Source organism: Streptomyces sp. NPDC056987, assembly GCF_042673865.1.
Lineage (GTDB): Bacteria > Actinomycetota > Actinomycetes > Streptomycetales > Streptomycetaceae > Streptomyces.
In genome coordinates this window covers 1-25,364 of record NZ_JBHURV010000038.1, presented here as the reverse complement: position 1 = coordinate 25,364, position 25,364 = coordinate 1, and the positions used below count along the sequence as shown (strand labels likewise).

At 73.3% G+C, this 25,364-nt stretch carries 26 protein-coding genes; 8 read left to right on the top strand and 18 right to left on the bottom strand.

All coding sequences use genetic code 11. The annotated features are described in order from the left end of the window. Nucleotides 1-7: 7 nt before the first annotated feature. The 10 genes from ACFTZC_RS32980 to ACFTZC_RS32935 form a co-directional block, all read right to left on the bottom strand. Nucleotides 8-220 (bottom strand): hypothetical protein, encoded by a 213-nt coding sequence (locus ACFTZC_RS32980; protein WP_365818849.1) that lies wholly within the window; start codon nucleotides 218-220, stop codon nucleotides 8-10. Nucleotides 221-325: 105 nt separating this feature from the next. Beyond that, nucleotides 326-2,278: an NAD-binding protein gene (locus tag ACFTZC_RS32975; protein ID WP_382896082.1), complete on the bottom strand. Its 1,953-nt coding sequence runs from the start codon at nucleotides 2,276-2,278 to the stop codon at nucleotides 326-328. Nucleotides 2,279-2,474: 196 nt separating this feature from the next. Then, nucleotides 2,475-3,638: an NAD-dependent formate dehydrogenase gene (locus ACFTZC_RS32970; protein WP_382895988.1), complete on the bottom strand. Its 1,164-nt coding sequence runs from the start codon at nucleotides 3,636-3,638 to the stop codon at nucleotides 2,475-2,477. 131 nt (nucleotides 3,639-3,769) lie between these two features. Further along, complete coding sequence (locus ACFTZC_RS32965; protein ID WP_382895986.1) at nucleotides 3,770-4,741, bottom strand: LysR family transcriptional regulator; 972 nt, start codon at nucleotides 4,739-4,741, stop codon at nucleotides 3,770-3,772. A gap of 80 nt (nucleotides 4,742-4,821) precedes the next feature. Beyond that, nucleotides 4,822-6,852, bottom strand: a complete 2,031-nt coding sequence (locus ACFTZC_RS32960) for an ABC transporter permease (protein WP_382895984.1) — start codon at nucleotides 6,850-6,852, stop codon at nucleotides 4,822-4,824. A gap of 11 nt (nucleotides 6,853-6,863) precedes the next feature. Then, complete coding sequence (gene modA, locus ACFTZC_RS32955; protein ID WP_382895982.1) at nucleotides 6,864-7,676, bottom strand: molybdate ABC transporter substrate-binding protein; 813 nt, start codon at nucleotides 7,674-7,676, stop codon at nucleotides 6,864-6,866. 55 nt (nucleotides 7,677-7,731) lie between these two features. Beyond that, nucleotides 7,732-8,127 carry a molybdopterin-binding protein gene (locus ACFTZC_RS32950; RefSeq protein ID WP_382895981.1) on the bottom strand — a complete coding sequence of 132 codons (396 nt, stop codon included), beginning with the start codon at nucleotides 8,125-8,127 and terminating at the stop codon, nucleotides 7,732-7,734. A gap of 145 nt (nucleotides 8,128-8,272) precedes the next feature. After that, entirely contained in the window at nucleotides 8,273-9,439 is a 1,167-nt protein-coding gene (locus ACFTZC_RS32945; RefSeq protein WP_382895979.1) for a methyltransferase, read from the bottom strand. A 78-nt stretch (nucleotides 9,440-9,517) separates the two neighbouring features. Beyond that, the gene (locus tag ACFTZC_RS32940) at nucleotides 9,518-9,763 is read right to left on the bottom strand and encodes a hypothetical protein (RefSeq protein WP_382895977.1); all 246 of its coding nucleotides are present in this window, start codon (nucleotides 9,761-9,763) and stop codon (nucleotides 9,518-9,520) included. Between the two features lie 4 nt (nucleotides 9,764-9,767). Further along, the gene (locus tag ACFTZC_RS32935) at nucleotides 9,768-10,547 is read right to left on the bottom strand and encodes a TetR/AcrR family transcriptional regulator (RefSeq protein ID WP_382895975.1); all 780 of its coding nucleotides are present in this window, start codon (nucleotides 10,545-10,547) and stop codon (nucleotides 9,768-9,770) included. A 378-nt stretch (nucleotides 10,548-10,925) separates the two neighbouring features. Between ACFTZC_RS32935 and ACFTZC_RS32930 the strand changes: the two genes are divergently transcribed. Further along, nucleotides 10,926-12,272 (top strand): DUF2252 domain-containing protein, encoded by a 1,347-nt coding sequence (locus ACFTZC_RS32930; protein ID WP_382895973.1) that lies wholly within the window; start codon nucleotides 10,926-10,928, stop codon nucleotides 12,270-12,272. Between the two features lie 5 nt (nucleotides 12,273-12,277). Here the strand turns inward: ACFTZC_RS32930 and ACFTZC_RS32925 are convergent, their stop codons facing one another. Continuing rightward, the gene (locus ACFTZC_RS32925) at nucleotides 12,278-13,024 is read right to left on the bottom strand and encodes a DUF4118 domain-containing protein (RefSeq protein ID WP_382895971.1); all 747 of its coding nucleotides are present in this window, start codon (nucleotides 13,022-13,024) and stop codon (nucleotides 12,278-12,280) included. Nucleotides 13,025-13,319: 295 nt separating this feature from the next. On the opposite strand from ACFTZC_RS32925, the gene ACFTZC_RS32920 reads away from it, so the two are divergent. The 4 genes from ACFTZC_RS32920 (at nucleotide 13,320) to ACFTZC_RS32905 (ending at nucleotide 17,797) form a co-directional block, all read left to right on the top strand. Then, complete coding sequence (locus ACFTZC_RS32920; protein WP_382895969.1) at nucleotides 13,320-13,868, top strand: GNAT family N-acetyltransferase; 549 nt, start codon at nucleotides 13,320-13,322, stop codon at nucleotides 13,866-13,868. 64 nt (nucleotides 13,869-13,932) lie between these two features. Further along, nucleotides 13,933-15,162, top strand: coding sequence for an aromatic acid exporter family protein (locus ACFTZC_RS32915; RefSeq protein ID WP_382895967.1), 1,230 nt, complete (start codon nucleotides 13,933-13,935; stop codon nucleotides 15,160-15,162). Between the two features lie 443 nt (nucleotides 15,163-15,605). Then, nucleotides 15,606-16,271, top strand: a complete 666-nt coding sequence (locus ACFTZC_RS32910) for an LAETG motif-containing sortase-dependent surface protein (RefSeq protein WP_382896080.1) — start codon at nucleotides 15,606-15,608, stop codon at nucleotides 16,269-16,271. A 470-nt stretch (nucleotides 16,272-16,741) separates the two neighbouring features. Continuing rightward, nucleotides 16,742-17,797, top strand: a complete 1,056-nt coding sequence (locus ACFTZC_RS32905; protein WP_382895965.1) for a PHP domain-containing protein — start codon at nucleotides 16,742-16,744, stop codon at nucleotides 17,795-17,797. A gap of 38 nt (nucleotides 17,798-17,835) precedes the next feature. On the opposite strand, the gene ACFTZC_RS32900 is transcribed toward ACFTZC_RS32905, so the two are convergent. The 4 genes from ACFTZC_RS32900 to ACFTZC_RS32885 form a co-directional block, all read right to left on the bottom strand. Then, complete coding sequence (locus ACFTZC_RS32900) at nucleotides 17,836-18,564, bottom strand: SRPBCC domain-containing protein (RefSeq protein ID WP_382896078.1); 729 nt, start codon at nucleotides 18,562-18,564, stop codon at nucleotides 17,836-17,838. A gap of 20 nt (nucleotides 18,565-18,584) precedes the next feature. Continuing rightward, nucleotides 18,585-19,265: an ArsR/SmtB family transcription factor gene (locus ACFTZC_RS32895; RefSeq protein WP_382895964.1), complete on the bottom strand. Its 681-nt coding sequence runs from the start codon at nucleotides 19,263-19,265 to the stop codon at nucleotides 18,585-18,587. A 111-nt stretch (nucleotides 19,266-19,376) separates the two neighbouring features. Beyond that, a complete protein-coding gene (locus tag ACFTZC_RS32890; RefSeq protein WP_382895962.1) occupies nucleotides 19,377-19,634 on the bottom strand; it encodes a DUF4190 domain-containing protein in 258 nt (85 codons plus the stop codon). After that, the gene (locus ACFTZC_RS32885) at nucleotides 19,634-19,792 is read right to left on the bottom strand and encodes a hypothetical protein (protein WP_382895961.1); all 159 of its coding nucleotides are present in this window, start codon (nucleotides 19,790-19,792) and stop codon (nucleotides 19,634-19,636) included. Before ACFTZC_RS32885 ends, ACFTZC_RS32890 begins: the two co-directional genes overlap by 1 nt. A 134-nt stretch (nucleotides 19,793-19,926) precedes the next feature. Between ACFTZC_RS32885 and ACFTZC_RS32880 the strand changes: the two genes are divergently transcribed. Then, a complete protein-coding gene (locus ACFTZC_RS32880; RefSeq protein ID WP_382895959.1) occupies nucleotides 19,927-20,619 on the top strand; it encodes a TetR family transcriptional regulator in 693 nt (230 codons plus the stop codon). Nucleotides 20,620-20,652: 33 nt separating this feature from the next. Here the strand turns inward: ACFTZC_RS32880 and ACFTZC_RS32875 are convergent, their stop codons facing one another. Further along, a complete protein-coding gene (locus ACFTZC_RS32875) occupies nucleotides 20,653-21,729 on the bottom strand; it encodes an NAD(+)/NADH kinase (RefSeq protein ID WP_382895957.1) in 1,077 nt (358 codons plus the stop codon). 347 nt (nucleotides 21,730-22,076) lie between these two features. Between ACFTZC_RS32875 and ACFTZC_RS32870 the strand changes: the two genes are divergently transcribed. Beyond that, nucleotides 22,077-23,015, top strand: coding sequence for a DUF2382 domain-containing protein (locus ACFTZC_RS32870; protein ID WP_382895955.1), 939 nt, complete (start codon nucleotides 22,077-22,079; stop codon nucleotides 23,013-23,015). 104 nt (nucleotides 23,016-23,119) lie between these two features. Here ACFTZC_RS32870 and ACFTZC_RS32865 read toward each other — a convergent pair whose 3' ends face one another. Both ACFTZC_RS32865 and ACFTZC_RS32860 read right to left on the bottom strand, forming a co-directional pair. Further along, the gene (locus ACFTZC_RS32865; RefSeq protein ID WP_382895953.1) at nucleotides 23,120-23,521 is read right to left on the bottom strand and encodes a cupredoxin domain-containing protein; all 402 of its coding nucleotides are present in this window, start codon (nucleotides 23,519-23,521) and stop codon (nucleotides 23,120-23,122) included. A 44-nt stretch (nucleotides 23,522-23,565) separates the two neighbouring features. Next, nucleotides 23,566-24,207 (bottom strand): hypothetical protein, encoded by a 642-nt coding sequence (locus ACFTZC_RS32860; RefSeq protein ID WP_382895951.1) that lies wholly within the window; start codon nucleotides 24,205-24,207, stop codon nucleotides 23,566-23,568. Nucleotides 24,208-24,681: 474 nt separating this feature from the next. On the opposite strand from ACFTZC_RS32860, the gene ACFTZC_RS32855 reads away from it, so the two are divergent. Then, complete coding sequence (locus ACFTZC_RS32855) at nucleotides 24,682-25,266, top strand: TMEM165/GDT1 family protein (protein WP_382895949.1); 585 nt, start codon at nucleotides 24,682-24,684, stop codon at nucleotides 25,264-25,266. The last annotated feature ends 98 nt before the right edge of the window (nucleotides 25,267-25,364 follow it).

Here is a 25,364-nt window from a genome sequence, read left to right as displayed (position 1 = left end):
CCCGTCGTTACGGAAGCTGCTCCTCGATGGCCGCCCGTCCCCGCTCGGCCAGCTTGCGCCGGGCCCAGGCGAGGCTCTCCGGGGTGAGATCGCGGCCGGAGGCGAGCACGAGATCCTCGGCCGTCACCTCGTCACCGGCACCGGTGTGCAGCAGCCGGTCCGGGGTCGCGCTCTCGATCTCGAACGGGATCTCGGGCTGCGCAGCGGACTCTTCCTTCATGCCGCCTCCTCGTTCGTCCGGTGGGGCCATTGTCGTGCTCTCCGGGCCCGATCGCATCCCCGGTCGCCGCCCCGGCCGCCCTCCGGTCGTCCCCGGTCTCCCCGGTCAGCCCGGCTGCCCGGGGTCCGGCGCGGGCCGGGCCCGTGCCGTGTGCCGGCGCCCGAGCAGTTCGGCGAGGCCGCGCCGGGTGGCGGCGAGGACCACCCGGTCCCTGGGGTGCAGCACGTAACCGGGGTGCAGATCCCAGACGAGCCCCGGCGGCCGCCGCCCCTCGGGCCCGGGCCGGGCGTCCGCCAGGTCCGGCACCCGGTCCCCGGGGTCCGCGGTGTCGAGCGCGATGACCCGCCAGGCACCGGGCCGGAACACCTCCGCGACCGTGCGCCCCTCCAGCCGCGGGTGGCCCGCGACATCGATGGCGGCCACCAGCAGCACCCGGCGCTCGACCGGGATCGCCCCGAGGATCTGGCGTCCCATCATCGCGATGGCGAAGGCCGGGGCGGCCAGGGTGGAGACGCTGCGGCTGCGGGTGAGCGCCCGGGGGTGGGCCGCGCGCAGGGTGCGGTAGACGGCCGTCGCGAAGTCGTCGTCGTACAGCCGCAGGGCCACCCGCAGGTCGGGGGCGACGGAGCGGGCGTAGAGCGTGGCCTCCAGGTTGGTGGTGTCGACGCTGGTGAGGGCGAGCAGGGCGTGCGCGCGCTCGATCTTGGCGGCTTCCAGCACCCCTTCCTGGGTCACGTCGCCCAGGACGGTCGGGATCCGCAGGCTGCGGGCGAGCGCGATACCGCGCGCCTCGGGGTCCTCCTCCACACAGACGACGGGGATGCCCAGCTCACGCAGGCCGACGAGGACGCGGGTGCCGACCTTGCCGAGGCCGAGCAGGACGACATGGCCGGAGATGCCGCGGGGCGGGCGGCGCAGCGACGACGCCGTACGGAACGTGCCGAGCGCCTCCAGGACCGCGGCGAGGACCACGGGCAGCAGCAGAATCCCGGTGACCATGGCGAGGAGCTGCATGACCTGCCGGTTCACCGGCTCGCCGACCGCGGGGTCACCGATGGCGAAGAGATCGAGCAGCGTGAGGTAGAGGGCGCCCAGCGGCCGGACACCGGTGGCGATCCAGGAGGCGACGGCCAGCGCCAGGACGGCGGCGATGATCCCGGCGAACGACCAGCGCAGCCGGCGGGAGAAGAGCGAGGAGAGCGGGGCGCCCCGGCGGCCGAGCCGGCGCGACGGCAGATCGGGTCCGGCGTGGGACACCGCCTCCAGGACGACCGTGCCGCGCCCGGTGGCGGCGGCGGCGCTCGCGTCGTCGGGCAGCAGCTGGGGCGCTTCCTGGCCGCTGTTCTCCGAGCCCTCCGTACCCGCCGGATCATTGGTGGTGGCCGAGAGGAGGGCGAGGGTGCAGAGTCCGGGGTCGGCGACCTGGCCGGGGCCCGGCGGGTTGCGCTCCACGGCACGCAGCAGCAGGCCGTCGGCGCGGATGACCTTGCTGGTGCCCGCGACCGCGGTGGCCGCCAGCGCGGGCGCGGCCGTGTCGGCGTCGGAGAGGACCGTGGTGGTCGCGTCGAGCGCCGCCTGGTCGAGGCCGGGGACGGCGACGGCGGCGGCCTGGTCGAGGAGTTCTTCGAGGTGCTGGCCGAGCTTGCGGTTGTAGAGCCGGATGACCAGGCGCAGTTGGGGGTTGAGACGGCGGGCGGCGAGTGCGGCCCGGATGTTGATCTCGTCGTCGTCATGGACGAGGGCGAGGGCCGCCGCCTCCGCCACCCCGGCCTCCTCCAGGGCGTCCTCGTCGAGTTCGGGGGTCTCCAGGACCCGCGGCCCGCTCGAAGCCCCGCCGGGGTCGTCGTCCGCCGGGTCCGGCAGGGTCGCCGCCGTACGGGCCATGGCCGCCGACATCCGGCCGAAGAAGGCCGAGGCCCTGCCGAGACCGACGACCGGGGCGGGCGGCAGGCGGGAGGCCCGTACGGGCGGCACGACCAGGGTGACCTGTTCGCCGTAGACATGGCGCAGCTCGCCCGCCAGCCGGTGGGCCAGTGTGTCGTCGCCGCAGACGATCATGTGGCCCGCCGCGGAGCCGTGGGGTACCTGGTGAGGAAGTGTGGGCACCGCACCAGTGTGCCGCGCGCGCGTTCGGGAGGAGCACAGCCGTCCCGGCCGGGGGCGCGGCCGGGACGGCTGATTTCAGGTCAAAGCACTTCGTGCTGGGCGTTGCTGAAGAAACGTCAGTTCAATTGGTCATCAGGCGTCCCCGGCCTCAGGTTCCGGTGACGGAGTAGGAGTGTGCCCCTGCTCCGGCCAGCGCGCCCTGGTCGACGATCAGGTACTCGTCGCGCAGCGGTGTGCCCGCGAACCAGGACTCCAGGATCTCCCGGGTGCCCGCGGCGTAACGGGCCTGCGCGGAGAGCGAGGAGCCGGAGATGTGCGGGGTCATGCCGTGGTGCGGCATGGTCCGCCAGGGGTGGTCGGCGGGGGCGGGCTGCGGGTACCACACGTCCCCGGCGTACCCGGCGAGCTGTCCGCTGCGCAGCGCGCGGTCGACGGCGTCCCGGTCGGCGATCTTCGCGCGGGCGGTGTTGATGAGATAGGCGCCGCGCTTCATGGTGGCGATCATCTCGTCGCCGAACAGCCCCTCGGTCTCGGGGTGGAGGGGCGCGTTGATGGTGACGACGTCGCAGTGCGGGACCATGTCGGCCGCGCTCGCGTGCCAGGTGAGGCCCAGCTCCCGCTCGACGGACCCGGGCAGCCGGTGCCGGTCGGTGTAGTGGAGCCCCACGTCGAAGGGGGCGAGGCGGCGCAGGACGGCGAGTCCGATGCGGCCCGCGGCGACGGTGCCGACCTGCATGCCCTCCAGGTCGTACGAGCGGGCGACGCAGTCGGCGATGTTCCAGCCGCCGTCCAGGACCCACTGGTGGGAGGGGAGGTAGTTCCGTACGAGGGAGAGCGTCATCATCACCACGTGCTCGGCGACGCTGATGCTGTTGCAGTACGTGACCTCGGCGACGGTGATGCCCTTGGCGATGGCGGCGTCGAGGTCGACGTGGTCGGAGCCGATGCCCGCGGTGACGGCGAGTTTCAGCTTCTCGGCCCTCGCGATGCGTTCGGCCGTCAGATAGGCGGGCCAGAAGGGCTGCGAGATGACCACGTCGGCGTCGACCAGTTCCCGGTCGAAGACGGACCCGTCCCGGTCCTTGTCCGAGGTGACGACCAGGGTGTGGCCCTGGGACTCCAGATAGCCGCGCAGCCCCAGTTCGCCGGAGACGCTGCCGAGCAGTTCGCCCGGGGTGAAGTCGATGGACCGGGGGGTGGGGGTGGTCTGGCCGCCGGGGTAGTGGTCGATGCGGGGAAGGCCGTCCCGCGCGTAGGACTTCGGCGGGCCGTCCACCGGGTCGTCGTACAGCACACACAGCACCTTTGCCATGACTGCGGCTCCTCATCCGTTGCAGCGGGAAGGTGTCTTCACCATCCCGGGCCCCCGGGAGCAGCGTCAAAGCGAACTTTCCTATGCCGGGATAGCCGTGAACTATCCCGGCACGGCTGTCCCGGCACGGCCTATCCGGGCGGGGTGTCCCCCGGTGACCGGGCCGGCCGGGCGGCGGGGTGCAGATAGGTGTCCAGCAGCCGGTCGAGCGCTTCCCGTACGCCCGCCTCCCTGGCGGTGTCCAACAGGGCCCTGGCCAGGACGGGTTCGGGGGTGCGGTCGGCGATGACGAGGCCGACCCGGGGGCCGTGCGCCGGGTGCTCCAGCGGGATCACCCGCATCCCCTCGGGGACGCCGAACATGTGCAGCCAGGCGTGCGAGATGACACTGGACCAGCGGCCGGCCGTGAGGTGCGCGTACAGCCCGGCGACGGAGTCGGTCTCGATGGCGGGGGCCACGGCGGGCACCCCGTCGGCGGCGAAGTACTCGTCCATGATGCGGCGGTTGCGCATCTGCGGGGAGAGCAGGCACAGCGGCTGTTCCGCGATGCTCGCCCAGCGGACGAGCGGGTGGCCGGACAGGGGGCCGTCGTGCGGGGTGAGCAGCAGATAGCGCTCCTCGTACAGCGGGGTCCTGCGGACCGGCCCGAGGCTGTCGTCGTCCAGATAGGTGAGGGCGATGTCGAGTTCGAACGCGGCCAGTTTCCGGGCGATGTCACGCGAGGAGAGCGAGTCGAGCGAGACCCGGGCGCGCGGATGGCGTTCGACGAAGGGGGTGGTGAGCAGGGAGGCGGCGGTGAGCGCGGTGGGGATGGCGCCCAGGCGCAGGGTGCCGGCGAGGCCGCCGCGCATCGCGGAGAGTTCATGGCGCAGGGCGTCGCGCTCGGCGAGGATGCGGTGCGCCCAGAGCAGCACCCGTTCGCCCTCGGGGGTGAGCCCTTCGAAGCGGCGGCCCCGGCGGACGATGGGCACGTCCAGCTCGTGTTCGAGCTTGCGGATGGCGGCGGAGAGCGAGGGCTGGGAGACGTAGCAGGCCGCCGCGGCGCGCGCGAAGTGGCGTTCCCTGGCGAGGGCGACCAGATACTCCAGTTGACGCAGCAACACCGCTCGCTCCCCTGCTCGTACGGCCCGTCCTCACCCTGTCAGGCCCCGGCCGCCGGAGGAACGGCGCGACGGGCGCCGGGTCACAGCGGTACGAGGGTGACTTCCGTGGCCTTGACGCCGGTCCAGACGGAGGCGCCGTCGGCCAGGCCGAGTTCGGCCGCCGCCTCGGGGGTGATCTCGGCGATCAGGTCGGGCGCCTCCTCCGAGGAGACCAGGACGCGCAGCCTGCTGCCGAGCGCGGTGATCTCCCGGACCGTGCCGGGCCAGACGTTGCGCGGGCTGCCGCCGGGCCGCTGCCGGTGGACGGAGACGGCCTCCGGGGCGATGATCGCCAGGGCCCGCGAGCCGGCCGGCGACGGCTCGGCGACCACCAGCCGGCCCCCCGCGTCGAGGGTGAGGCCGTCCGGGCCGAAGGCGCCGGGCCAGGCGTTGCGGCCGAGCATCCGGGCCACCCAGGGCGACCGGGGGTGCCGGGTCACCTCGGTGGGCGGGGCGTCCTGGAGGACCCGCCCCTCGTCGAGTACGAGGACCCGGTCGGCGAGGGAGACCGCCTCGACCGGATCGTGCGTGACGATCAGACAGACCCCGCCGAAGCCGTCGAGATGGCCGCGCAGCGTGTGCCGTACCTGGGCCCGGGTGGTCTGGTCGAGCGCGGCCAGCGGTTCGTCCAGGAGCAGCAGCCGGGGCCGGGCGGCCAGCGCGCGGGCGAGCGCGACGCGCTGCGCCTGGCCGCCGGAGACCTGGTGGGGCTTGCGGCCGGCGAGGTGCCCGACGCCGAGGCGGTCGAGCCAGTGCTGTGCGGTACGGCGGGCCTCCGCGCGGGGTATGCCGTGGGCGCGCAGCCCGTACGCGGTGTTGGCGAGGGCGCTGAGGTGCGGGAAGAGCGCGCCGTCCTGGGGCACCCAGGCGACGCCCCGGCGGTGCGGCGGCAGGGCGGTGACGTCCAGTTCGCCGAGGCGCAGCTCCGCGTGGGCGCGGGGGGTGAGGCCGAGGAGCGCGCGCAGCAGGGTGGTCTTGCCGGCGCCGTTGGGTCCGACGACGGCGATGGTGGTGCCGGGTTCGGCGTCCAGTGTGAGCTGGTTGAAGCCGCTCACCTCGGCGTGCAGCCGCCACCGCTCCGGGGGCTCTCCGGGCGCGGCGGCCTTGTCGTCGGCCGGGGCGGCCGACGCGCCGGCGGTGGCCGGGGTCACCGGGGCCGCGGAGGTCGCCGGGGCCGCGGAGGCCGCCGGGGTCGCGGAGGCCGCCGGGGTCGCCGGGGACTCTCCCGTACCGTCGCCGTCCGGCAGTGGTCCGCGCCCCCGCGAGCGGTCCGGCGCCTGGCCCGTCCAGCGGCCCCGCAGGGCGATCAGCACGGCCATGGCGATGGCGAGCAGCAGCAGGGAGACGGAGGTGGCGGCCTCCGGCGAGTCCTGGAGCAGCAGATAGACCTGGAGCGGCAGGGTCTGGGTGGTGCCGGGCAGGTTCCCGGCGAAGGTGATCGTGGCGCCGAACTCGCCGAGCGCGCGCGCCCAGGTCAGCGCGGCGCCCGCGGCGAGCCCGGGCGCGACCATCGGCAGGGTGACGGTGAGGAAGACCCGAACGGGCGAGGCACCCAGCGACGCGGCCGTCTCCTCGTACGCGGGCCGCAGCCCGGCGAGGGTGCCTTCGAGACTGATGATGAGAAACGGCATGGCGACGAAGGTCGCGGCGACCACGGCGCCCGAGGTGTGGAACGGCAGGGTGATGCCGAAGGTGCCCTCCAGCCAGGGCCCGAGCAGCCCGCGCCGGCCGAAGCCGAGCAGCAGCGCCACACCGCCGACGGTCGGGGGCAGCACCATCGGCAGCAGGACGAGGGTGCGGACGAGGGTCTTGCCCGGGAAGTCCACCCGGGCCAGCAGCCAGGCCAGCGGCACGCCGAGCAGCAGCGAGAGCGCGAGCGACCAGAAGGAGACGAGCAGGGACAGCTTCAGCGCCTCGACCACGCCGGGGCTGGTGAGATGGGTGCCCAGCTCGCCCCAGGTGGTCCGGGCGAGAATGCCGATCAGGGGCAGCAGCAGGAAGGCGACGGCGAGCAGCGCGGGCAGTGCCAGGGCGACGGGGGCGCGGAGCCCCCGGACGCGGGAGTGGCTCATCGGGGCCCCGGTTACGGCTGCTGGAAACCGGCCGCCTGGAGGATCTTCTGCGCCTCCGGGCCGCTGAGCCAGCTGACGAACGCGGCGGCGGCGTCGGCGTTCTCGGACGTCTTGAGCGTGGCGGCCGGGTACTGGGCGATCGCGTTCTGCGCGTCGGGGATCTCGACGGCGTCGACCTTGTCCGTCGCGGTGGCGGCGTCGGTCTTGTAGACGATGCCGACGTCGGCCTCGCCCAGCTCGACCTTGCTCAGCACGGCGCGGACGTTCGGCTCCTGCGAGACCGGCTTCACGGTGACCTTCTGCGCGTCCAGCACCTGCTTGCTGTAGCGGCCCACGGGCACCTCGGGGGCGGCCAGCACGACCTTCAGCTTCGGGTCGGCGAGACCCTTCAGGTTCTCGATCTTGTCCGGGTTGCCCTCGCCGACGGCGATGACCAGGCGGTTCTTGGCGATGACCGTCGGGGTGCCGGTGTCGCTCTTCAGCCCGTCCATGGTCTTGGTGTCGGCGGTGACCAGCGCGTCGGCCGGTGCGCCCTGGTTGACCTGCGCGGCCAGTTCCTGCGAACCGGCGAAGGAGAACGTGAGCCGGGTGCCCGGGTTGGCCTTCTCGTACGCGGCGCCCGCCGTCTTGAAGACATCGGTGAGCGAGGCGGCGGCGAGCACGGTGAGCTGGGCCTTGGGGGCGCCGCCCGGCGAGGCGCCGTCCTTGGCACCGGTGCCGGTGTCCTTCGCGTCGTCCTTTCCTCCGCAGGCCGCCAGCGGCAGGAGAAGGGCGGCCGTCACGAGCGCGGTGGCGGCACGGCGGCGGGTGAGGGCGAGGGACATGAGGAGGCTCCTTGGCGGTGGGACGACGGCGGAGAGGGACGCGGCCGGGAGGGTGTCAGACGCGGTCGATGTGCACGCTGGTGGCCTTCACGCGGGCGGTGGCCTCCACGCCGACCTCCAGCCCCAGCTCCTCGACCGCTTCCCGGGTGAGCAGCGAGACCAGCCGGTGCGGCCCCGCCTGGATCTCCACCTGGGCCGCGACATCGCCGAGGGTGACGGCTGTGACGATGCCGGGGAACGCGTTGCGGGCCGAGGTGTACGCGACGTCCTCCCCGTCCGGTCCGCTCCGGGCGACCTCGACGGAGAACGCGGCCAGCGCACGGCCGTCGATGAGGCGGCGTCCGCCCTCGTCGCGATGGGTGGCGACCCGGCCCGCGTCGGCCCAGCGGCGGGCCGTGTCGGGACTCACGCCGAGGAGCCGGGCCGCCTGGCCGATGGTGTACGACTGCATGTGCGACAAGATAGGCCGGAGCGTCTCGCATTTACAATTCTTCAGATGATGTTCCCTCGCAGATGCGTGGGTACACCGATCACGGACGCATCCATACGCGGACGCGTCGATACGCCGGTACCCCGAACACAGTTGAACGGCCGTCTCAGCGCTTGACGGCCCGCAGGATCACGAACTTCGGATCGCTCGTCACCGTCTCGCAGTTGCCGAAGAGCCGACGCAGCTTGGTGTGGTAGCCGAGGTGGCGGTTGCCGATGACCCACAGCTCTCCCCCGGTCCGCAGCACCGCGCGCGCCCCGGTGAACATCCGCCACGCCGTCGCGTCGGTGGTCGACTGGTGCGTGTGGAACGGCGGATTGGTCAGGACGAGGTCGGCCGACTCCGCCGGTACGCCGGTCAGGCTGTCGCCGAGGACGAACTCCGCATCCGTCGCGGCGTCGGCGTTCTTGCGGAAGGTCGCCTCGGCCGAGGCGACGGCCGCGTACGACTCGTCGACGAAGGTCACGGTGGCGTCCGGGTTGCCCAGCGCCACGGCGGTGCCGATGACGCCGTTGCCGCAGCCCAGGTCGATGACCCGCTCGGGCCCGTGGCTCCGCGGGAGGTGCCGCAGCAGGAACCGGGTGCCGATGTCGAGCCGTTCCGCGCAGAAGATCCCGGCGTGGTTGACGACCGTACGGCCCGACACGGAGCCGAGTCCTTCGGGCAGCGCGTAGCTGTGCGGCCAGGGGCTGGTGGTCCTGGCCCGTCCCGCCGCGGGCGTGCAGAAGATGAGCCGCGCCTTCTTGACGGCGAGGGAGGTCTTCGTGGGGCCGAGGATCTGGTCGAACAGCTTCAGGGTGGACGTGTGGATCTCCGTCACCCGGCCCGTGCCGATGACGACGGTTCCGGGGTGCACGGCGGGCGCCAGCCGGTGGAGCTGGTCCTCCAGCATGGCCAGGCTCTTGGGAACGCGTACCAGCAGGACGTCGATCCGCTCCGGTGGCGTGTCCAGGGTGGACAGCAGCCGCCCGGCGTCCGGGCCGAGACCGGCGCGGCGCAGGTTGGCGCGGGTGGCCTGCTGGGTGAGGTACGAGTCGCTGATCTGCACGAGATCGCCCGCGGCACGGTCCTCGTGTCCGGCGAGCGCGGTGGTCAGCGCGCCCCACCGGTCTCCGACGATCACGACGGTGCCGGAGAGCCCGGCCGCTCCCGCTTCCCCGAGGTGGCTCAGCAGGTACTCGTCGGCGGCGTCCCACGCGCGCAGCGTCTCGCGGGGATGCTCGGGGAATCGGGTGAGGCCGAACTCGCCCCAGGGTGTCGTCAAACGGTTCATCGTGCCCTCAGGCTATCCGCCCGGGAGCGGGCCGTGCGCCGCGCGCGGCCCGCGCGACCGGCCGGGCCCCGTCCCCGGTCAGGTGGCGGCCCGGTCCTGGGAGGAGAGTCTGCGGGCCCGGTCGAGGGCCGCCTGGGCCTGGCCGGTGCTGAGGACGGCGGCGAACTCCGTACGGGCGATCTCCAGGACCACTTCGGCGTCGGCCGGCGGGCGCGGGTGATCGCGCAGGGCGATGTCCGCGGCGGCCTGGGCCAGGAGATCGTCGTCCGGGGACGCCCCGGGCTGGGACATGGTGTGGAGCACTTGGTGCCAGAGTCCGGTCATCGCGTCATTTCCCTTCGTCCGTGGGGGTGGCGTCGGCGGGGGTGGCATCAGGGGGCGTGCCGCCGAGGGATGTGCCGTCGGCGGCTATGTCGGTGACGGGGACGTCCTCTGCGGGGATCCCGAGCGTGGCGAGGGCGTGGTGGACGAGTTCGTCGGCCAGCAGCTCCCGGGAGAACGCGGTGGCGTCGCGGGCCCAGTGGGCCACCAGTTCGTTGATGGCCCCGATGAGCGCCACGATGGCGAGGGAGTAGTCACGGGGCGCGGACTCGCCCCGTTCGACGGCGCGCTCCGCCTCTCCGCTGAGGAAGTCGGACCACAGGCTCCGCCACAGCAGCCGGTGCTCCTCGACCGCGCGGCCGGCGCCGATCACCTCGACGAACGCGATCCGGGTGGCGGCGGGCTCCGCGGTGACGGCGTCCAGATAGGAGCGGGTCAGCGCCGTGATGCGGCTCCGGGCCCCGGCCGACTCCATCCCGGGGTCGCTGAGGACCGTCAGCGCGGCCTCCATGCCGGCCCGCGCGACGTCGTTGTGGAGCGCGATGAGCAGCGCCTCACGACCCTCGAACTCCTCGTAGAACGCGCGGATCGAGACGTGGGCGGTGGCACAGATCCGCTCGATGGAGGTGGCCGGATAGCCGCGGGTGGTGAACAGGTCGGTGGCGGTCGCCAGCAGCCGCTCGCGGCGAAGGGCCCTGCGCTCCTGTCCCGAACGATCCGATCCCGAACGGTCCGAAGCCGTACGGTCCGAAGCCGAACGATCCGATCCCGTACGGTCCTGGTCCATGCGGTCCTGGTCCGTGCGGGGCTCCTTGGCTCTCGTACGGGCGTACGATGACGTCGCCGTCGTGTCCGCGGAATTCCGGCACGGATCCATCCGACCTCCCCGAATCGCCCTGGGAACACACGGTGTTGTCACCGGTAAGAACGCTTGTCGAGCATGCCACGCACCACGGGCCGACACGCCACGTTCCACGAATGCGCGCGAAACCGCAAAAATGTCCGACGCGGCGGACCGTACATCTGGACCTGGTTCGCCGTACGGAGTGCTCGCGCGCCGCCGGATCACTCGGATGGTCGGTGCACCGGGCTGCCGGGCCGCAGGAGCGGGATGCTCGTGGTGACCGGCCGTGCCACGGCACCGACCACGGCGAGAGGGAGCGTCATGACCACTCCCGCCGAACGGGCGGAGCGCGGCAGGGCGGCCCGCAAGAAGGCGTCCCGGTCCTCGCACGGGTTGTGGATCCCGGGCGTCGACCGGCCCGACCCGCTCGCCGTCCTGGCCCGGCAGGCCGCGCGCCGGGTCCCCGAACTGGTGCCGCTGCGCTACGAGCGGATGGCCGCGTCCTCGTTCGCCTATCTGCGCGGCGCCGCCGCCGTGATGGCCGCCGATCTGGCGGCCCAGCCGGACACCGGGCTGACCGTCCAGCTCTGCGGCGACGCCCACCTGCTGAACTTCGGCGTCTTCGCCTCGCCCGACGGCGCCCTGCTCTTCGATCTCAGCAACTTCGACGAGACCCTTCCCGGCCCGTTCGAGTGGGATGTGAAGCGGCTCGCGACCAGTGTCGCGGTCGCCGTCCTCGACCAGGGCGGCTCGGCGGCGGAGGCCCGGGACGGGGCGCGGGCCTCCGCCGGGGCGTACCGCCGGGCGATGCGCCGGCTGGCGCGCCTGCGCGAACTGGACGTCTGGTACGAGCGGATCGACACCGCCGGGCTGCTCGCCCTGGTCCGGTCGGCGCCGCGCGGGCGCGTCGGGGCGGACCCGTCGCGCGCCCGGCGGAGCACCGGCCCGTGGGCGGTGGCGAAGCTGACCGACACCGCGGAGGGAGGGCGCCGGATCATCCACGATCCGCCGCGGCTCGAACCGGTCGGTCCCCTCGACAGGGCGATGCTCCGGCGGATCTTCATCGGTTACCGCAGCACACTCCCCGAGGAGCGGCGGGTACTCCTCGACCGGTTCCGGTTCGTCGACGTGGCCCGCAAGGTGGTGGGGGTCGGGAGCGTCGGCACCCGGTGCTTCGTCGTGCTGCTGGAAGGGCGCGACGCCGGCGATCCGCTCCTCCTGCAGATCAAGGAGGCCGAGCGGTCCGTGCTCGAACCGCATCTCCGGCCCAGTGTCTACCCCCACCAGGGCCACCGGGTGGTCGCGGGGCAGCGGCTGCTCCAGGCGGCGGGCGACATCTTCCTCGGCTGGGTCACCGGTCCCGAGGGGCGCCACTTCTACTGGCGCGGGCTCCGGGACACGAAGGGCTCGGCCGTCATCGACGGCATGCCGCCGGCCCTGCTGCGCGACTACGCGAAGCTGTGCGGCCGGGCGCTGGCCCGGGCGCACGCCCGCTCCGGGGACCGGATCGCCATCGCGCACTACCTCGGCGGGGCGGAGACCTTCGACCACGCCGTGGCGGAGTTCGCCCTGCGCTACACCGGCCGGAACAGGGCCGACCACGCCGCGCTCGTGGCATCGTCGGCCCTGTTCTGGCCGGCGGACCGGATCCCGGCGGCCACCCGCTGAGCAGGTCAGTTCTCCGGCACCGGGCCCGCCGTGTCGAGCGCCGCGCCGACGTCGTCGGCGAGGGTGACCGCGACCTCCCGGATCTGCCGGGAGGGGACGGCCCCGGGCGTCGGCAGCAGCATGTAGCGGCCCTGGTAGTGCCCGTTGGCGGCGGCCCGGAGTTCGATCTCGCCGTCGGGCCAGCCGCGCCCCTCCAGGTCCCAGGGTTCACGGTCCACGACGACGGTGCCGTCCTGCTCCAGCCGCGCCGGGTGCCCGAGCAGGCTCCCGTACTCGAACCGGCAGCTCCGCAGCCGCAGGATGTCGACCAGGTGACGGCCGACCTGATCGACCACGGCGGCCGAGGAACCATGGCCCTGGGCCAGCCGGGCGGTGTCGTGGATGCGGGCGAGGAGCCCCGCGTCGACCACGGTCATGACCCGCAGCCGCCGTGCCCGCGCGGCGAGTTGGGAGACCGCGAGCCCCACGGCCAGCAGCAGGACGGCCGTGGTGAGGTCGTTGGCGTCGGTCACGGCGAAGCGTTCGTACGGCCGGGTGAGGAAGAAGTCGAACCAGACCGCGGCGGAGAGCGCGGCGACCGCGCCCGCGACACGGTTGCCGAGCGCGGCGACCGCCACGACGACCACGACGAGGATCAGCGCCAGGTTCGTACTCGCCACTCCTGTACGCAGCGGCACCAGCGCCCCGGCGACGGCCAGGGGCGCGAGCGGCGCCGCGCCCAGCGCGACGCGGTCACGCGGTGAGAAGCGCATGGTCCACCTCGCCGTGCCGGTACGGAGGTCCGGCCCCACCGGGGCCGCCGGCCGGCGGCCCTCCACTCCAGCGTGCGCCCGCCGGATCCGGCGGGGCGGGGCCGGCCGGGGTCTTGACGGAGCCCTGCCGCGGACCCGGGGGAGCTTGACGCACCCTTGACGCGCCCGTGACACGCCCGGCACGCGCCCCCATGACGGCCGGCCGGCCGAACCGGCGCGAAGCCCGCCCGGCCGGCGCATGCACATCGCGTGAAACGGCTGTGGGGCGTACGGGACCCGTGATACGCCTGCCGTTATGGACGATCTTGTGACGGAGCGGCTGGTGCTCCATCCGCTGAGCGTGCTCGAAGCCGAGCGGGTGGCGGCGGGCGAGACCGCGGACGGGGATCTGTGGGCGCCCGGGTACCCCGCCGACGGGGACATGATGGGGGCCGGGCGCTTCCTGACGACGTGTTCGATCACCGGCGATCCGGGGCCCTTCGGCGCGTACGAGATCCGCCGCCGTACGGACGGGCACGCGATCGGCGGCCTCGGCTTCCACGCCGTCCCCGACGAGGATCTCGCCGTCACGGTCGGCTACGGGCTGATCCCCTCCGTCCATGGGCAGGGGTACGCGTCCGAGGCGCTGCGCGGACTGCTGGAGTTCGCGCGGGCCCGCGGGGTCAGCCGGGTCGAGGGGGACACCGATCAGGACAACATCGCGTCGCAACGGGTCATGACGGCGGTGGGAATGCGGCTGGTCGCGGAGGACAAGGCGCTGAAGTACTACCGGATCGACTTCCCCGTCGACGGGAAGGCGGCCGACGCCCTGCGGTCATGGACGGGCGGGCGGCGGGCGGGGTGACCCGACCGGCCCATCCGGGGGCCGGGCGGGGGTCCGGGCGGGCCCGCGCGGGAAGGGAGTGAGCGTGCGTGATGCCAGAGTCGTCCTGAGCGCGCCGGTGGCGGAGTTCGTGAAGCGGGGCCGGGAGCCCGTCGTCACCCAGACGCTGCGCTCGACCGCCGCCGCGACCATCTCGTACGTGGTCGCGGTGCGGCTGAGCAGCGAGCCCGCGCCGCTCACCGCGCCGCTGACCGCGCTGCTCGTCGTACAGGTGACGCTGTACTCCACCCTGACCACCGGTATCCGCAGGGTGAACGCCGTGGTGGCCGGGGTGCTCGTGGCCAGCGCCTTCAGTGTGCTGGTCGGGCTGACCTGGTGGAGCCTGGGGCTGATCATTCTCGCCTCGCTCGTGGTCGGACGGATCGTGCGGGTGAGCGAGTTCGTGCCCGAGGTCGCGATCAGCGCCATGCTCGTGCTCGGGGTGCCCCGGGTGGCGTCCACCGCGTGGGACCGGGTGCTGGAGACGCTGATCGGCGCGGTGGTGGGGCTGCTGTTCAACTTCCTGCTGGCGCCACCGGTGTGGGTCGCCACGGCGGGTGAGTCCGTGGAGGGCCTCGCCCGCCGGATGCGCCAGCTCCTGCTGCGGATCGGGGAGGGACTGACGGAGTCCATCCCGGTGGAGCACGCCGCCTCACGGCTGCACGAGGCGCGCCGGCTCGATCACGACATCAGCGAGGTGGATGCGGCGCTGCGCCAGGCGGAGGACAGTGTCCGGCTCAACCCCCGGGTGAAGGAGGGGCTGCTGCACCGCGTGGTGCTGCGGACCGGCCTGGACACCCTGGAGATCTGCACCGTGGTGCTGCGGGTGCTGGCCAGAACCCTCACCGACCTCGCCAAGGAGCGCGAGCGGGAGGCGCTGTTCGCCCCGGAGGTCGGAGCGGCGCTGCAGGAACTGCTCGGCCTGGTCGCCGACGCGGTGGTGAGCTTCGCCGTCATGGTGACCACGGACGTCACCCGGAGCGCCGAGACGGCGGAGGCACGGCTCGCCGAGGATCTGGACGCGGCAGGGGCGAGCCGGGAGCGGCTGGCGGGGCTGCTGCTCGCGGAGGTACGGCGCGACCCGGAGCAGTGGCAGCTCCACGGCGCGCTCCTGGCCGAGCTGGACCGGATCCTCGACGAGCTGGACCTGGAGCACCGTTCCCGGCGGCTGATGGAGGAACTGGACCGGGCCTCCCGGGAACAGCGGGAACGCCATCCCCGGCTGACGGCGGCCTGGCAATGGGTACGCCGAAAGTTCACGCGGCGCGGACGCTAGAGAGCCGTACGCGAACGGGGGGGGCGGAAATGCGCGGAGGCCGGCTTCAATCGGTCGTCGGCGCGGCGGGATTCGCCGGATTCCGGCGCAACGGATAACCACCGGCCGATTATTGACGGAATATTTACCAGCGCTGTGGCAGTCCGTGGTGAATGGGGCCGGGGGAAGCGCTTGCGCGCCGGTTCACACCCCCGTAATGACGGGCGAAAGCAGTGATGACGGCATGATCGGGCCATCCCCTCCGGTTTGTGATCATGGTCGTCGCGGCCCTGTCCCCGGTTCGCCCCGGCGCGGCCTTCCCGGCCGCTCCTCGGCGTCTGCGCAGGTCCACGGGGCCTGCGGGGACGGCGAGTTGGACGGGTCGATTGTTGGCGGACACACCGATGGCGGTACTGTGCGCGCGCGCCGTCATCGTCGGCGGCGCGGTTATAGCGGAGGATTTTGTGACCCAATTCAGCAGATCGTGGCGGCGCGCCAGCGCCTCCATAGCGGTCGCGGCGACCGGCGCCCTCGGTGTCGGCCTGTCGGCGGCTCCCGCGTTCGCGCACACGCCGAACTGGTCGGTGACGTGCTCCGAGGTGAGCCTGAACCTGACCGCCTACGGCAACAGCGACAAGAACACCGTGACGGTCACCGTGGACGGCAAGGACCTGCTGCCGACGGAGAATTTCCGTAACGACTTCAGCAAGAAGCTCGACCTGCCCGCGCACAAGAGCGAGGTGACGGTCCGTCTCGTCGTCAAGGCCGCCGACGGCGACCAGTTCAACAAGGACGAGACGAAGACCGCCCCGGTCTGCGAGGGTGAGGAGACGCCCCCGGAGCCCACCCCGCCGCAGGAGTCCGCCCCGGAGCCGAGCGCTCCGGAGGAGACCCCCGAGGCGACGCCCGGCGAGGACACGCCGGCGCCCGAGGCGCCGACCCCTGCGGGTGAGGCGAGCACCTCGGCCGCCGCGGTCCCGTCCTCGCAGCCGAGCCCCGCCGGTGACGATCTCGCCGAGACCGGTGCGTCCAGCTCCACCCCGCTGATCGCCGGTGCCGCGGGTGTCGTGCTGGTCGCCGGAGCGGGCATCATGTGGGCCTCGCGCAAGCGCCGTTCCGCACAGGGCTGACCCGAGGGGTCACCCACGCACCACCCGCACCACCGCACCACCCGCGTGACCGCACCACCCGCACCACCCGCACCACTGCATGACCGCACCATCCGCACCATCCGCCGTCCTGACCGGTCGGCCCGCCCCCGCCGCCCCTGCCGGGTGGCGTCCCGCACCGCCACCACGCGGCGCGCCCGGACGCCGGACACCCGGCCGAAGGCATGGACCGAACGGCGGGGGCCGTGCGCCGCCGCACCGTTCCGCGGTGCGTGCGGGGCTCCGGCCAGGACCGGCCCCCCGTGAGGCCCCGCGACGCTCCCCGTGCGCGGGGCCTCACCCCTGTCCCCTCTCCGTCCCCGCGGGCGCGCGGCACGGTGCGCCGCCGGGCGGGATGCGCGGCGCGCCCGGCGCGCCGACAATGAAGGCGCGCGTACGGAGGGGTTCCGGGCGCGGAACGGACGGACCACCGCCGACAGTCTGGGGCGCCCATGGATCCGGTGGAGGCGCTGGACAGGATCGCCTTCCTGCTGGAGCGCTCGCGGGCGGACACCTACCGGGTCAAGGCGTTCCGCACCGCCTCCGCGACCGTGGCCGCCATGGATCCGGACGATGTCGCCCGACGCGCCGCGGCCGGCACGCTGGACCGGGTGCGCGGCATCGGGCCCAGGACCGCCCAGGTGGTCCGGGCCGTGGTGGCCGACTCCGTACCCGAGTATCTGGAGCGGCTGGAGCGGGAGGCCGAAGCGCCGCTCGCGGCGGGCGGGCACGCGCTGCGGAGTGCGCTGCGCGGCGACTGCCATCTGCACTCCGACTGGTCCGACGGCGGCAGTTCCGTCGAGGCGATGGGGCGTACGGCGGCGGCGCTCGGCCACGAGTGGGCCGTACTCACCGACCACTCCCCCGGGCTCACCATGGCGAACGGTCTGTCGGCCGGACGGCTGCGCGAACAGCTCGACGTGATCGCGGAGCTGAACCGGGGGTGGGCGCCGTTCCGGCTGCTGACCGGCATCGAGTGCGACATCCTGCCCGACGGCTCGCTCGACCAGGATCCGGAACTCCTCGACCGGCTGGACCTGGTGGTGGCGTCCGTCCACTCGAAGCTGCGGATGGACGCCGCCTCGATGACCCGGCGGATGATCGCCGCCGTACGCGATCCGCGCACCGACGTGCTGGGCCACTGCACGGGGCGCCTGGTCATCGGCCGGAGCCGCCGGGACCGCGGTACGGGCGGCAGCCGGCCCGAGTCGGAGTTCGACGCGCGGGCGGTGTTCGACGCCTGCGCCGGGACCGGCACGGCGGTGGAGATCAACAGCCGGCCCGAGCGGCTCGACCCGCCCCGGCGGCTGCTGCGCGAGGCGGTCGCGGCCGGGGTCCTCTTCGCCGTCGACACCGACGCGCACGCGCCCGGGCAGCTCGACTGGCAGCTTCTGGGCTGTGCCCGGGCCGAGGAGTGCGGTGTCCCGGCGGAGCGGGTCGTCAACACCTGGACGGCCGAGGGGCTGCGGGAGTGGACCCGGACCCGGCGCGCCCCGGCGCGCGCGTGAGGCGTACGGGGCGGCCGCAGCCCCCGCCCCGTACGGGCCTACGCGTACACGCCGTCCAGCCAGCTCTGCCAGGCCTCTCCGGTCCGCTCGGCGTCGGCGCCCGGTGCGAAGTCGTGGACGCTCACCCCGACCGTCGCGCCGAAGTGGTTCCTGCCGAAGAACCGGTACATCGCGGTGTCGGTGCGCAGCCCGATGAAGTACGGGTCCCGGTAGTCGACGACGGCGTCGACCGGGCCCACGCCCGGCAGGTCGACCCGTACGGCCGTGCCCGCCGGGGCGTCGTCCGCCAGCCCGAGCGCCCGGCCCGCCGTGTCGAGCGCGTCCGGCGCCCCGGCGGCCGCGGGTCCGTCGGCGGCCGAGAAGACGGCGGCGCGTCCGGTGAAGTGGCGCAGGTACTGGCCCAGGGTGTGGAGGTAGAAGGTGTTGTGCTTGGCGGCGCCGTCGTACTGGTTGTCCCAGTCGTCGACGAAGATGCCGCTGTGCACGTAGCGCACCCAGGAACCGCCGCCCTCACGTGGCTCGATGACATGGTCGAGCTGGTTGAGGGTCTGCTGCGAGATGCCGTCGACGTCCTCGACCCGGGCGGTCAGCCGCTTCCCCGGTTCCCAGGCGGTGATCGTGCCGCCGAACGGCGCGGCGCCGCCCTCGCGCGGTTCGTACTCCATGGGCCACAGCCACGCGGCCGTACCGGTGGTGACGGCCTGCCAGACCTCTTCGGGACTCGCGTCGGTCTCGAACTCGCGGACGATCTCGAATTCCTTGGACATGGTGGCGTACTCCTTCTCGTTCATGAAGCCTCCCCGATCGGTGCGGGGCGTTCCGGGCCGGCCCCGGCACCGGACCCGGACCCGAAAACGGACGGGGCCAGGTCCGGGTCCGGCCCTGTGGCCTTGACGGTGGGGTGGAGCGCGACCACGATCCGGTGGTCACGGCCGCTCCCGTCCTGTTCCACGTGGTACTTGGCCATCAGCGCCGTCACGCCGCGGGTCAGCTCCTCCACGAACGCGGCCCGGTCGGCGGCGCTCGCGAAGCGCACCTCGCCGTCGAGCGCGTACGTCGCGAGCCGCTTGCGCGCCCGGGCGGCGCCGGTGATCAGGCTGCCGACGTCCCGTACGAGCCGGGCGGCGACCGCGAGCAGCCAGCGCGCGGAGAGCTGGTCACGGAAGCGGGCCGGGTCCGGCTGGACCGCCGCCAGCGCGAGCGGCGAGATGACGTACGAGGCCGCCGTGGCCCGCATCATCCGCTCGGTGACATTGCCGCGTCTGCGTTCGTCGGCCAGCTCGACGAGGCCGTGCCGCTCCAGGGCCTTGAGATGGTAGTTCACCTTCTGCCGGGGCAGTCCGACCCGGCCGGCCAGCATCGTCGCCGACGCGGGCCCCGCGGCCAGCTCGGCGAGCAGCCGGGCTCTCATGGGGTCCAGCGAGGCGGCTGCCGCCGCCGGGTCCTCGATCACGGTCACGTCCCACATGGCTCCACCATCCCACCGACAATTATTTTTGTCCATAGGGATTTATTTGTCGGGCGGATCCGCGCACGGAGGGCACCCGCGCGGAGGGCACCCGCACGGAAGGACGGAGCGTCAGCCGGCGAGCCCCCAGGACAGCGTGCCGTCCGCGCCGGCCAGCACGGCGAGAACGACCAGGTCGGCGATGCCGAGGAAGAGCCCGAGGGCGGCCCTGCCCCGGCGCCCGGTGCCGCGCGCCAGAGCGAGGGCCGCCAGGACGATCGCCATGGGGCCGAGGACGAGGTTGAGCACGAGCAGACCGAGGAGCCCCAGGACGAACGAGGCGACGGCCATGCCGTCCGCGTCGCGCCCCTGCCGTACCGCGGCGGGCATCAGCGCCGCCCGCCGCGGGCGTGGAACTCACGGGCGGCGAACGCCAGAAGCCAGCAGCCGATGAACGCGGCGGCGACAAGGGTGACGGGGAGGGGGATGTGCGCCACCGCGCCGAGCACCACCCCCATCAGCAGGAGGGCCGCGACGAGGAAGATCATGAAATGCCTCCTTGCGAGGAGATCCGGACGGATGCGCGGACACATGGGCGCGAACGAGCTTTGCGAGAACACTTGTGCACTGACTGGCCAGTCTAGGTTCCCCTTCTCCGGAGAACAGTTGTTTACTGAATGGCATGAGTCACACCCAGGGCATCCGGCAGGTCCGGAAACAGAAGACCCGTCAGGCGCTGCTGGACGCGGCGCTGCTGCTCCTGGAGGAGCAGAGCCTCAGCGGCCTCGGGCTGCGGGAGGTGACCCGGGCGGCGGGCGTGGCCCCGACTGCCTTCTACCGGCACTTCCGGGACCCGGCCGACCTCGGGGTGGCCCTCGTCGAGCAGGCGCTGGACAGTCTGCACGGCACGATCGGCGCCATCCTCACGGCCACGGACGGCGACGAGGAACGGATCGACCGCACCGTCCGGGCGATGGCGGAGTACGTCCGCGCGTACCCCGCCCATGTCCGGTTCATCGCCCGCGAGCGGCATGGGGGCGTCCGGTCGGTGCGGGAGGCCATCGCCGCCCAACTGCGGCGTTTCTCCGAGGAGGTGGCCTCCGCGCTCGCCGCCGAGCCGGTCTCGGCCGGATGGAGCCGGGACGATCTGCGGATGCTCGCCGACGTCTATGTCGACCAGATGGTGATGACGGCGTCCGCCTTCCTCGACGCGGCCGAGCGCCGTCCGGAGACGGAGCTGCGTCCGGAAACGGAGCACGCGCCGGAGGGCGAACACCCTTCGGAGGAAGCGGCGGAGGCGGAGGCCCGGGTGGTGACCGCGGCGCGCCGCCGGCTCAGGCTCATCGCCCTCGGCCGCCGCCACTGGCTCGACTGACGCCCGTGCGGCCCCGGTCCGGCCGCCCGGTCGTCAGCACCCGTGTCCCGGCCCCTCGCCCGGTGGCGGCGGCAGACGGAGGTGGGCCAGGTCGTCCGGCACCGGGCTGTCCGGGCGGAACAGCGGGGCCGCCAGACCGTCCGCCGCGGTGGCGGGCGCGTCGGTGAGGCGGAACCGCTCACGCAGCCGGGTGTAGAAGTCGGTGGGCCCCAGCCGGACCAGCCGCAGCCGGTACGTGGCCCCGTAGACGCCGACCCATTCCCCCGGCTCCAGCGCCCCGCGCAACTGGCCGTCGATGCTGATCGCCACCTCCCCGGAGTGCGGCTGGATCCGCAGCGCGACGGGCTCGTCGGGAGCGGCGACGACCGTACGGTCGAACGTCATGTGCGGCGCCACCGGGGTGAAGACCACGGCGTCCATGTGCGGGGAGAGCACGGGCCCGCCGGCCGCGAAGCTGTAGGCGGTGGAACCGGTCGGGGTGGCGACGATGACCGCGTCGGCGGAGTACGAGGCGAGCAGCCGGCCCGCGACGTAGACCCCCAGGGCGACCTGCCGGTCCCGGGCCAGTTTCTCCAGCACGACGTCGTTGAGCGCGATGACGTCCAGGGGGACGCCCCATCCCTCCCCGGTGACCCCGGACCGTACATGGGGCGGTGGCAGCGTCGGCCCCCGGCCGTGGCGCAGGAGCGCCGTGATCTCCGAGGGCATCTCCAGCACGCGCGAGGCGCGCATGGTGAGCGTCATGCGCTCCTCGATGGCGGCCCGGCCCTCGCGGACGGCGTCCAGGGCACGGGTGATCCGGTCCGCGGGGACCTCGGTCAGGAAGCCGACGTGCCCGAGGTCGACGCCGAGGACGGCGGCGTCGCTCTTGGCCGCGATGCGCGCCCCGCGCAGAAAGGTCCCGTCGCCGCCCAGGGTCACCACGAGGTCGGGGTTGCCCGCGGCGGACGCCTCCTCCTGGCCGCCGTGGCGGGGTTCGTGGTCCCGCCACACGTCGATCTCCTTGCAGGGGACACCGTGCGCCTCGCACCAGGCGTGGACGGTACGGGCCGCCTCCACCGACGCCGGGCGGCCCTGGTGGACCACGAGACCGATACGTTCCACAGCCATGGGCCCGCTCTCCGTAGGTCCGGCCGGCACGGCCTCCGGTCGGCGCGTCGGCCATCGGTTCCAGGATGACGGAGGAGGCGGTCCGAGCGCGCGCGGACGGAGCGCGCGGCCGCTGCCTCCCGCCCGCCCACCCCACCCCACATTCACCCGAATGGCGGATAGTTCGGACCGGCCGCCGGCCCCCGGGAACACTGTCCGCACTGGGCGCCCGGCGGTGCCGCCACCGCCGGGCCGGCCTCCCCCGGTTGCCGAAGGACCCGTACGGATGCGCGATGGAGTCGTGCGCGCCTGGCCGTGAGGGGCCTCATCCCGCAGACGCGCTTCCCCCACGCGAGGAGTGATCGCAGATGTCAGCCGAAGGCGTGTTCAACAACCCGAGCAGTCTGAACGGCAGGAGCGTGTACGACAGGGACGGTGACAAGATCGGCAGCATCGGCCAGGTCTATGTCGGTGACCGCACGGGCCGCCCGGAGTGGGTCACCGTCAGGACCGGTCTGTTCGGGATGAAGGAGAGCCTCGTACCGCTGTCCGGCGCCCGGCGCGCCGGCGAGGACATCCACGTCCCGTACGCCAAGGACACGGTCAAGGAGGCGCCGCGCCTCGAAGCCGACGAGCACCTCGACCCCGGCCAGGAGAAGCAGCTCTACCACCACTACGGGCTCACCGGAGCGGGCGGTATCGGCACCGCCGCGAGCATGGGCACGGCGGCCGGCGCGGGCGGGGCGGCCACCGGCGGCAGGACCCGGGCCGGAGCCGGCATGTCCGCGGAGTCGGGGATGTCCACCGGCCGCGCCGCCACGCCGGAGGGGACGCGGGGACCGGCCATGGCCGGGTCCGCGACACGCGGCGCCGACCTGGGCGACATGCGCACGGGCGAGATGCACGGCGAGGAACTCATCCGCTCCGAGGAGGAGCTCCACGTCACCACCGAGGAGCGCGAGGTCGGCCACGCGCGGCTGCGCAAGGTCGTCGTGACGGAGAACGTCACCACCTCCGTACCGCTCAGCCACGAGGAGGTGCGCGTGGTCCACGAGGCGATCTCGCCCGAGGACCGCGGCGCGGTCCGCGCCACCCGGATCGGTGAGGCCCAGACCGAGGTCACACTGCACGCCGACCAGCCGGTGATCAGCAAGGAGTCCGTCCCCGTCGAACGCGTCCGCCTGGACACGGAGCGGGTCACGGAGCAGCGGGAGGTCTCGGCGGAGGTCCGCAAGGAGCAGATCGAGTACGACACGGACCAGGACGAGAGGGGCATGCGCGGCGGCAGGCGCGGCCAGGGCCGCTGACCTGTCCCCCGCACCGTCCCGTCCCGGGAGACACCCCCGGCAGCACCGAGCCCCCGTTCACCGCGTGCGCGCGGTGGGCGGGGGCTGTCGTCGGCCGGTGGCGCTCAGCGGACCGTGAGCGTCCCCTTCATGAAGGGGTGGATGGTGCAGTCGTACGGGTAGGCGCCGGCCTTGCCCGGTGCGCTGAAGGTGGCCGTCTTCCCCGGGCCGATGGTGCCGGTGTCGAACACCTTGCCCTGTGCGGCGGTCAGGGTGTGGGCCACCGAGTCCTTGTTGACCACGGTGACCTCGGTGCCCGGAGCGACGGTCAGGGCCGCGGGCGTGAAGGTGAAGTTGTCGATCGTCACCCGCGCCGCTCCGCCCGCCGGGGCGGACGGGGTCGGCGACGGCGAGGGCGACGAGGATCCGCCACCGCCCCCGCCGGAACAGCCCGCGAGCAGCGTCACGAGGACGGCGGCGAGGAGGACAGCACGGGGTGACCGGCTGCGGGCGCCCGGGAACGGCATGGCTTCTCCGAGTTGTCCGACCCGACGGGATCAGACGGGTGGGATCAGTAACTGGCGCTGGGGCTGGGAGTGCCGCTCATTCCCGCGCTGGGGCTCATGCTCCCGCTGGGGCTGGCGCTCCCGCTCGGCGGCGGGGTGGTGACCTTCTTGCCGGCGGTGTCGACCACGTACCACTTGGCGCCGAACTCGGTCAGGTCCTGGCCACGGGCCTCCCCCGGGGCGCTGTCGGCCTTGTAGGTGTAGAGCGGGTGGCCGTTGTAGGTGACCTGCTTGGTGTTGTCGGTACGGGTGATGGTCGACAGCAGGCTCTGCTTGACCCCGCCGGTGCCCGCCTTCGGCTCGACACCGCTGGTGACCAGCACGGGGCGCCAGACCCTCGCGCAGTCCCCCGTGCAGGTGGACTCCTTCGTCTTGTCCGCCGCGAAGAGGTAGAGCGTCCGCTCACGGCCGTTGACGAGGATCTTCCCGTACGGCGCCAGCTCCTTCGCATTCACCTTGCCCTCAAGCTCGGAGGGCATCGCCGACGGCGACATGCTCATGGACATCGACGCGGAGGCGGCCGCCTCCGCGGGCGCCTCTTCCCGGGCAGACTCCGACGCGCTGTCGCTGCCGGAGCAACCTGCGAGGGCGACCGCGCAGAGTGCGGCCGCGGCCATCGCGGTGACTGCCCTGGTGTTGCTCTTCATTCGAAACTCCTCGGATCAGGCCGCCCGAAGGGCAGCACGGCGCCCGCCCGAACGCGACCGCAGCCCCCACTAGACGGCAGCCCCGGTACCGGCGCGAGCGGACAGGGCCGTCCGGGGAGCCGTGAGTCGCACGGTTCACACGGACGCCGCGCCGTTCGTGTGTATGCCGCGCGACGCAGGCCCCCACAGCCCCATTCCCCCCGGGGGCCCGCGCCGCGCCGCGGGTGGGGTACCGTGGGGGTCTGCGAAGGGGAGTAGCCCCGCGAACCGGTCGTCGACACACTGGAACCCCCGGGTTCCCGGTGGCCGGGCCCGCCGACCAGGCGGGTGGGCGAGACCTTCGGTCAGGCACTGACAGGCCCACGTCCCATGGCGTGGGTGACAACACCGTCGTGCCGGGCCGAGTGGTCCTCCTGGCTCCGACAAGGTGCTTCGCGAAGATCCGGGCCCGGCCCCCAGAGAAAGCCACCCGGAATGTCTCTCGATCCCCTGGCGATCCTCACCGCCTTCGGACTGATCTTCCTCGCGGAGCTCCCCGACAAGACCATGTTCGCGTCCCTCGCCATGGGGACGCGGATGCGTCCGCTCTATGTGTGGTTCGGCACGTCGACCGCGTTCATCGTGCACGTCGCCATCGCCATCGGGGCGGGCAGCCTCATCGGGCTGCTGCCCGACTGGATCGTCAAGCTCGTCTCGGCCGCGCTCTTCGCCTTCGGCGCCTTCATGCTGCTGCGCGGCGGGGGCGACGACGGGGAGGACGAGACGGAGACCAGGACGGTCACCGGGTTCTGGCCGGTCTACTCCACCGCCTTCATGGCCGTCTTCATCAGCGAGTGGGGCGATCTGACCCAGATCACCACGGCCAACCTCGCCGCGAGCAACGGCACCTGGTCCACCGCCATCGGCTCGGCCGCCGCGCTGATGTCCGTCTCCGCGCTCGCCCTGCTCGCGGGGCGGTTCATCGCCACCCGCGTCCCGCTGAAGACCGTGCAGCGCATCGGCGGTCTGTGCATGCTCGGCCTGGCCATCTGGTCCGTGACGGAGATCTTCGTGGGCTGACGGCCGGCCGGTCCGCCCGTCGGGACGGGTCCGCCCGGCCGACGGCGAAGGGCCCGGTCCCGCCGGTACGTACCGGCGGGACCCGGCCCATGCCACAA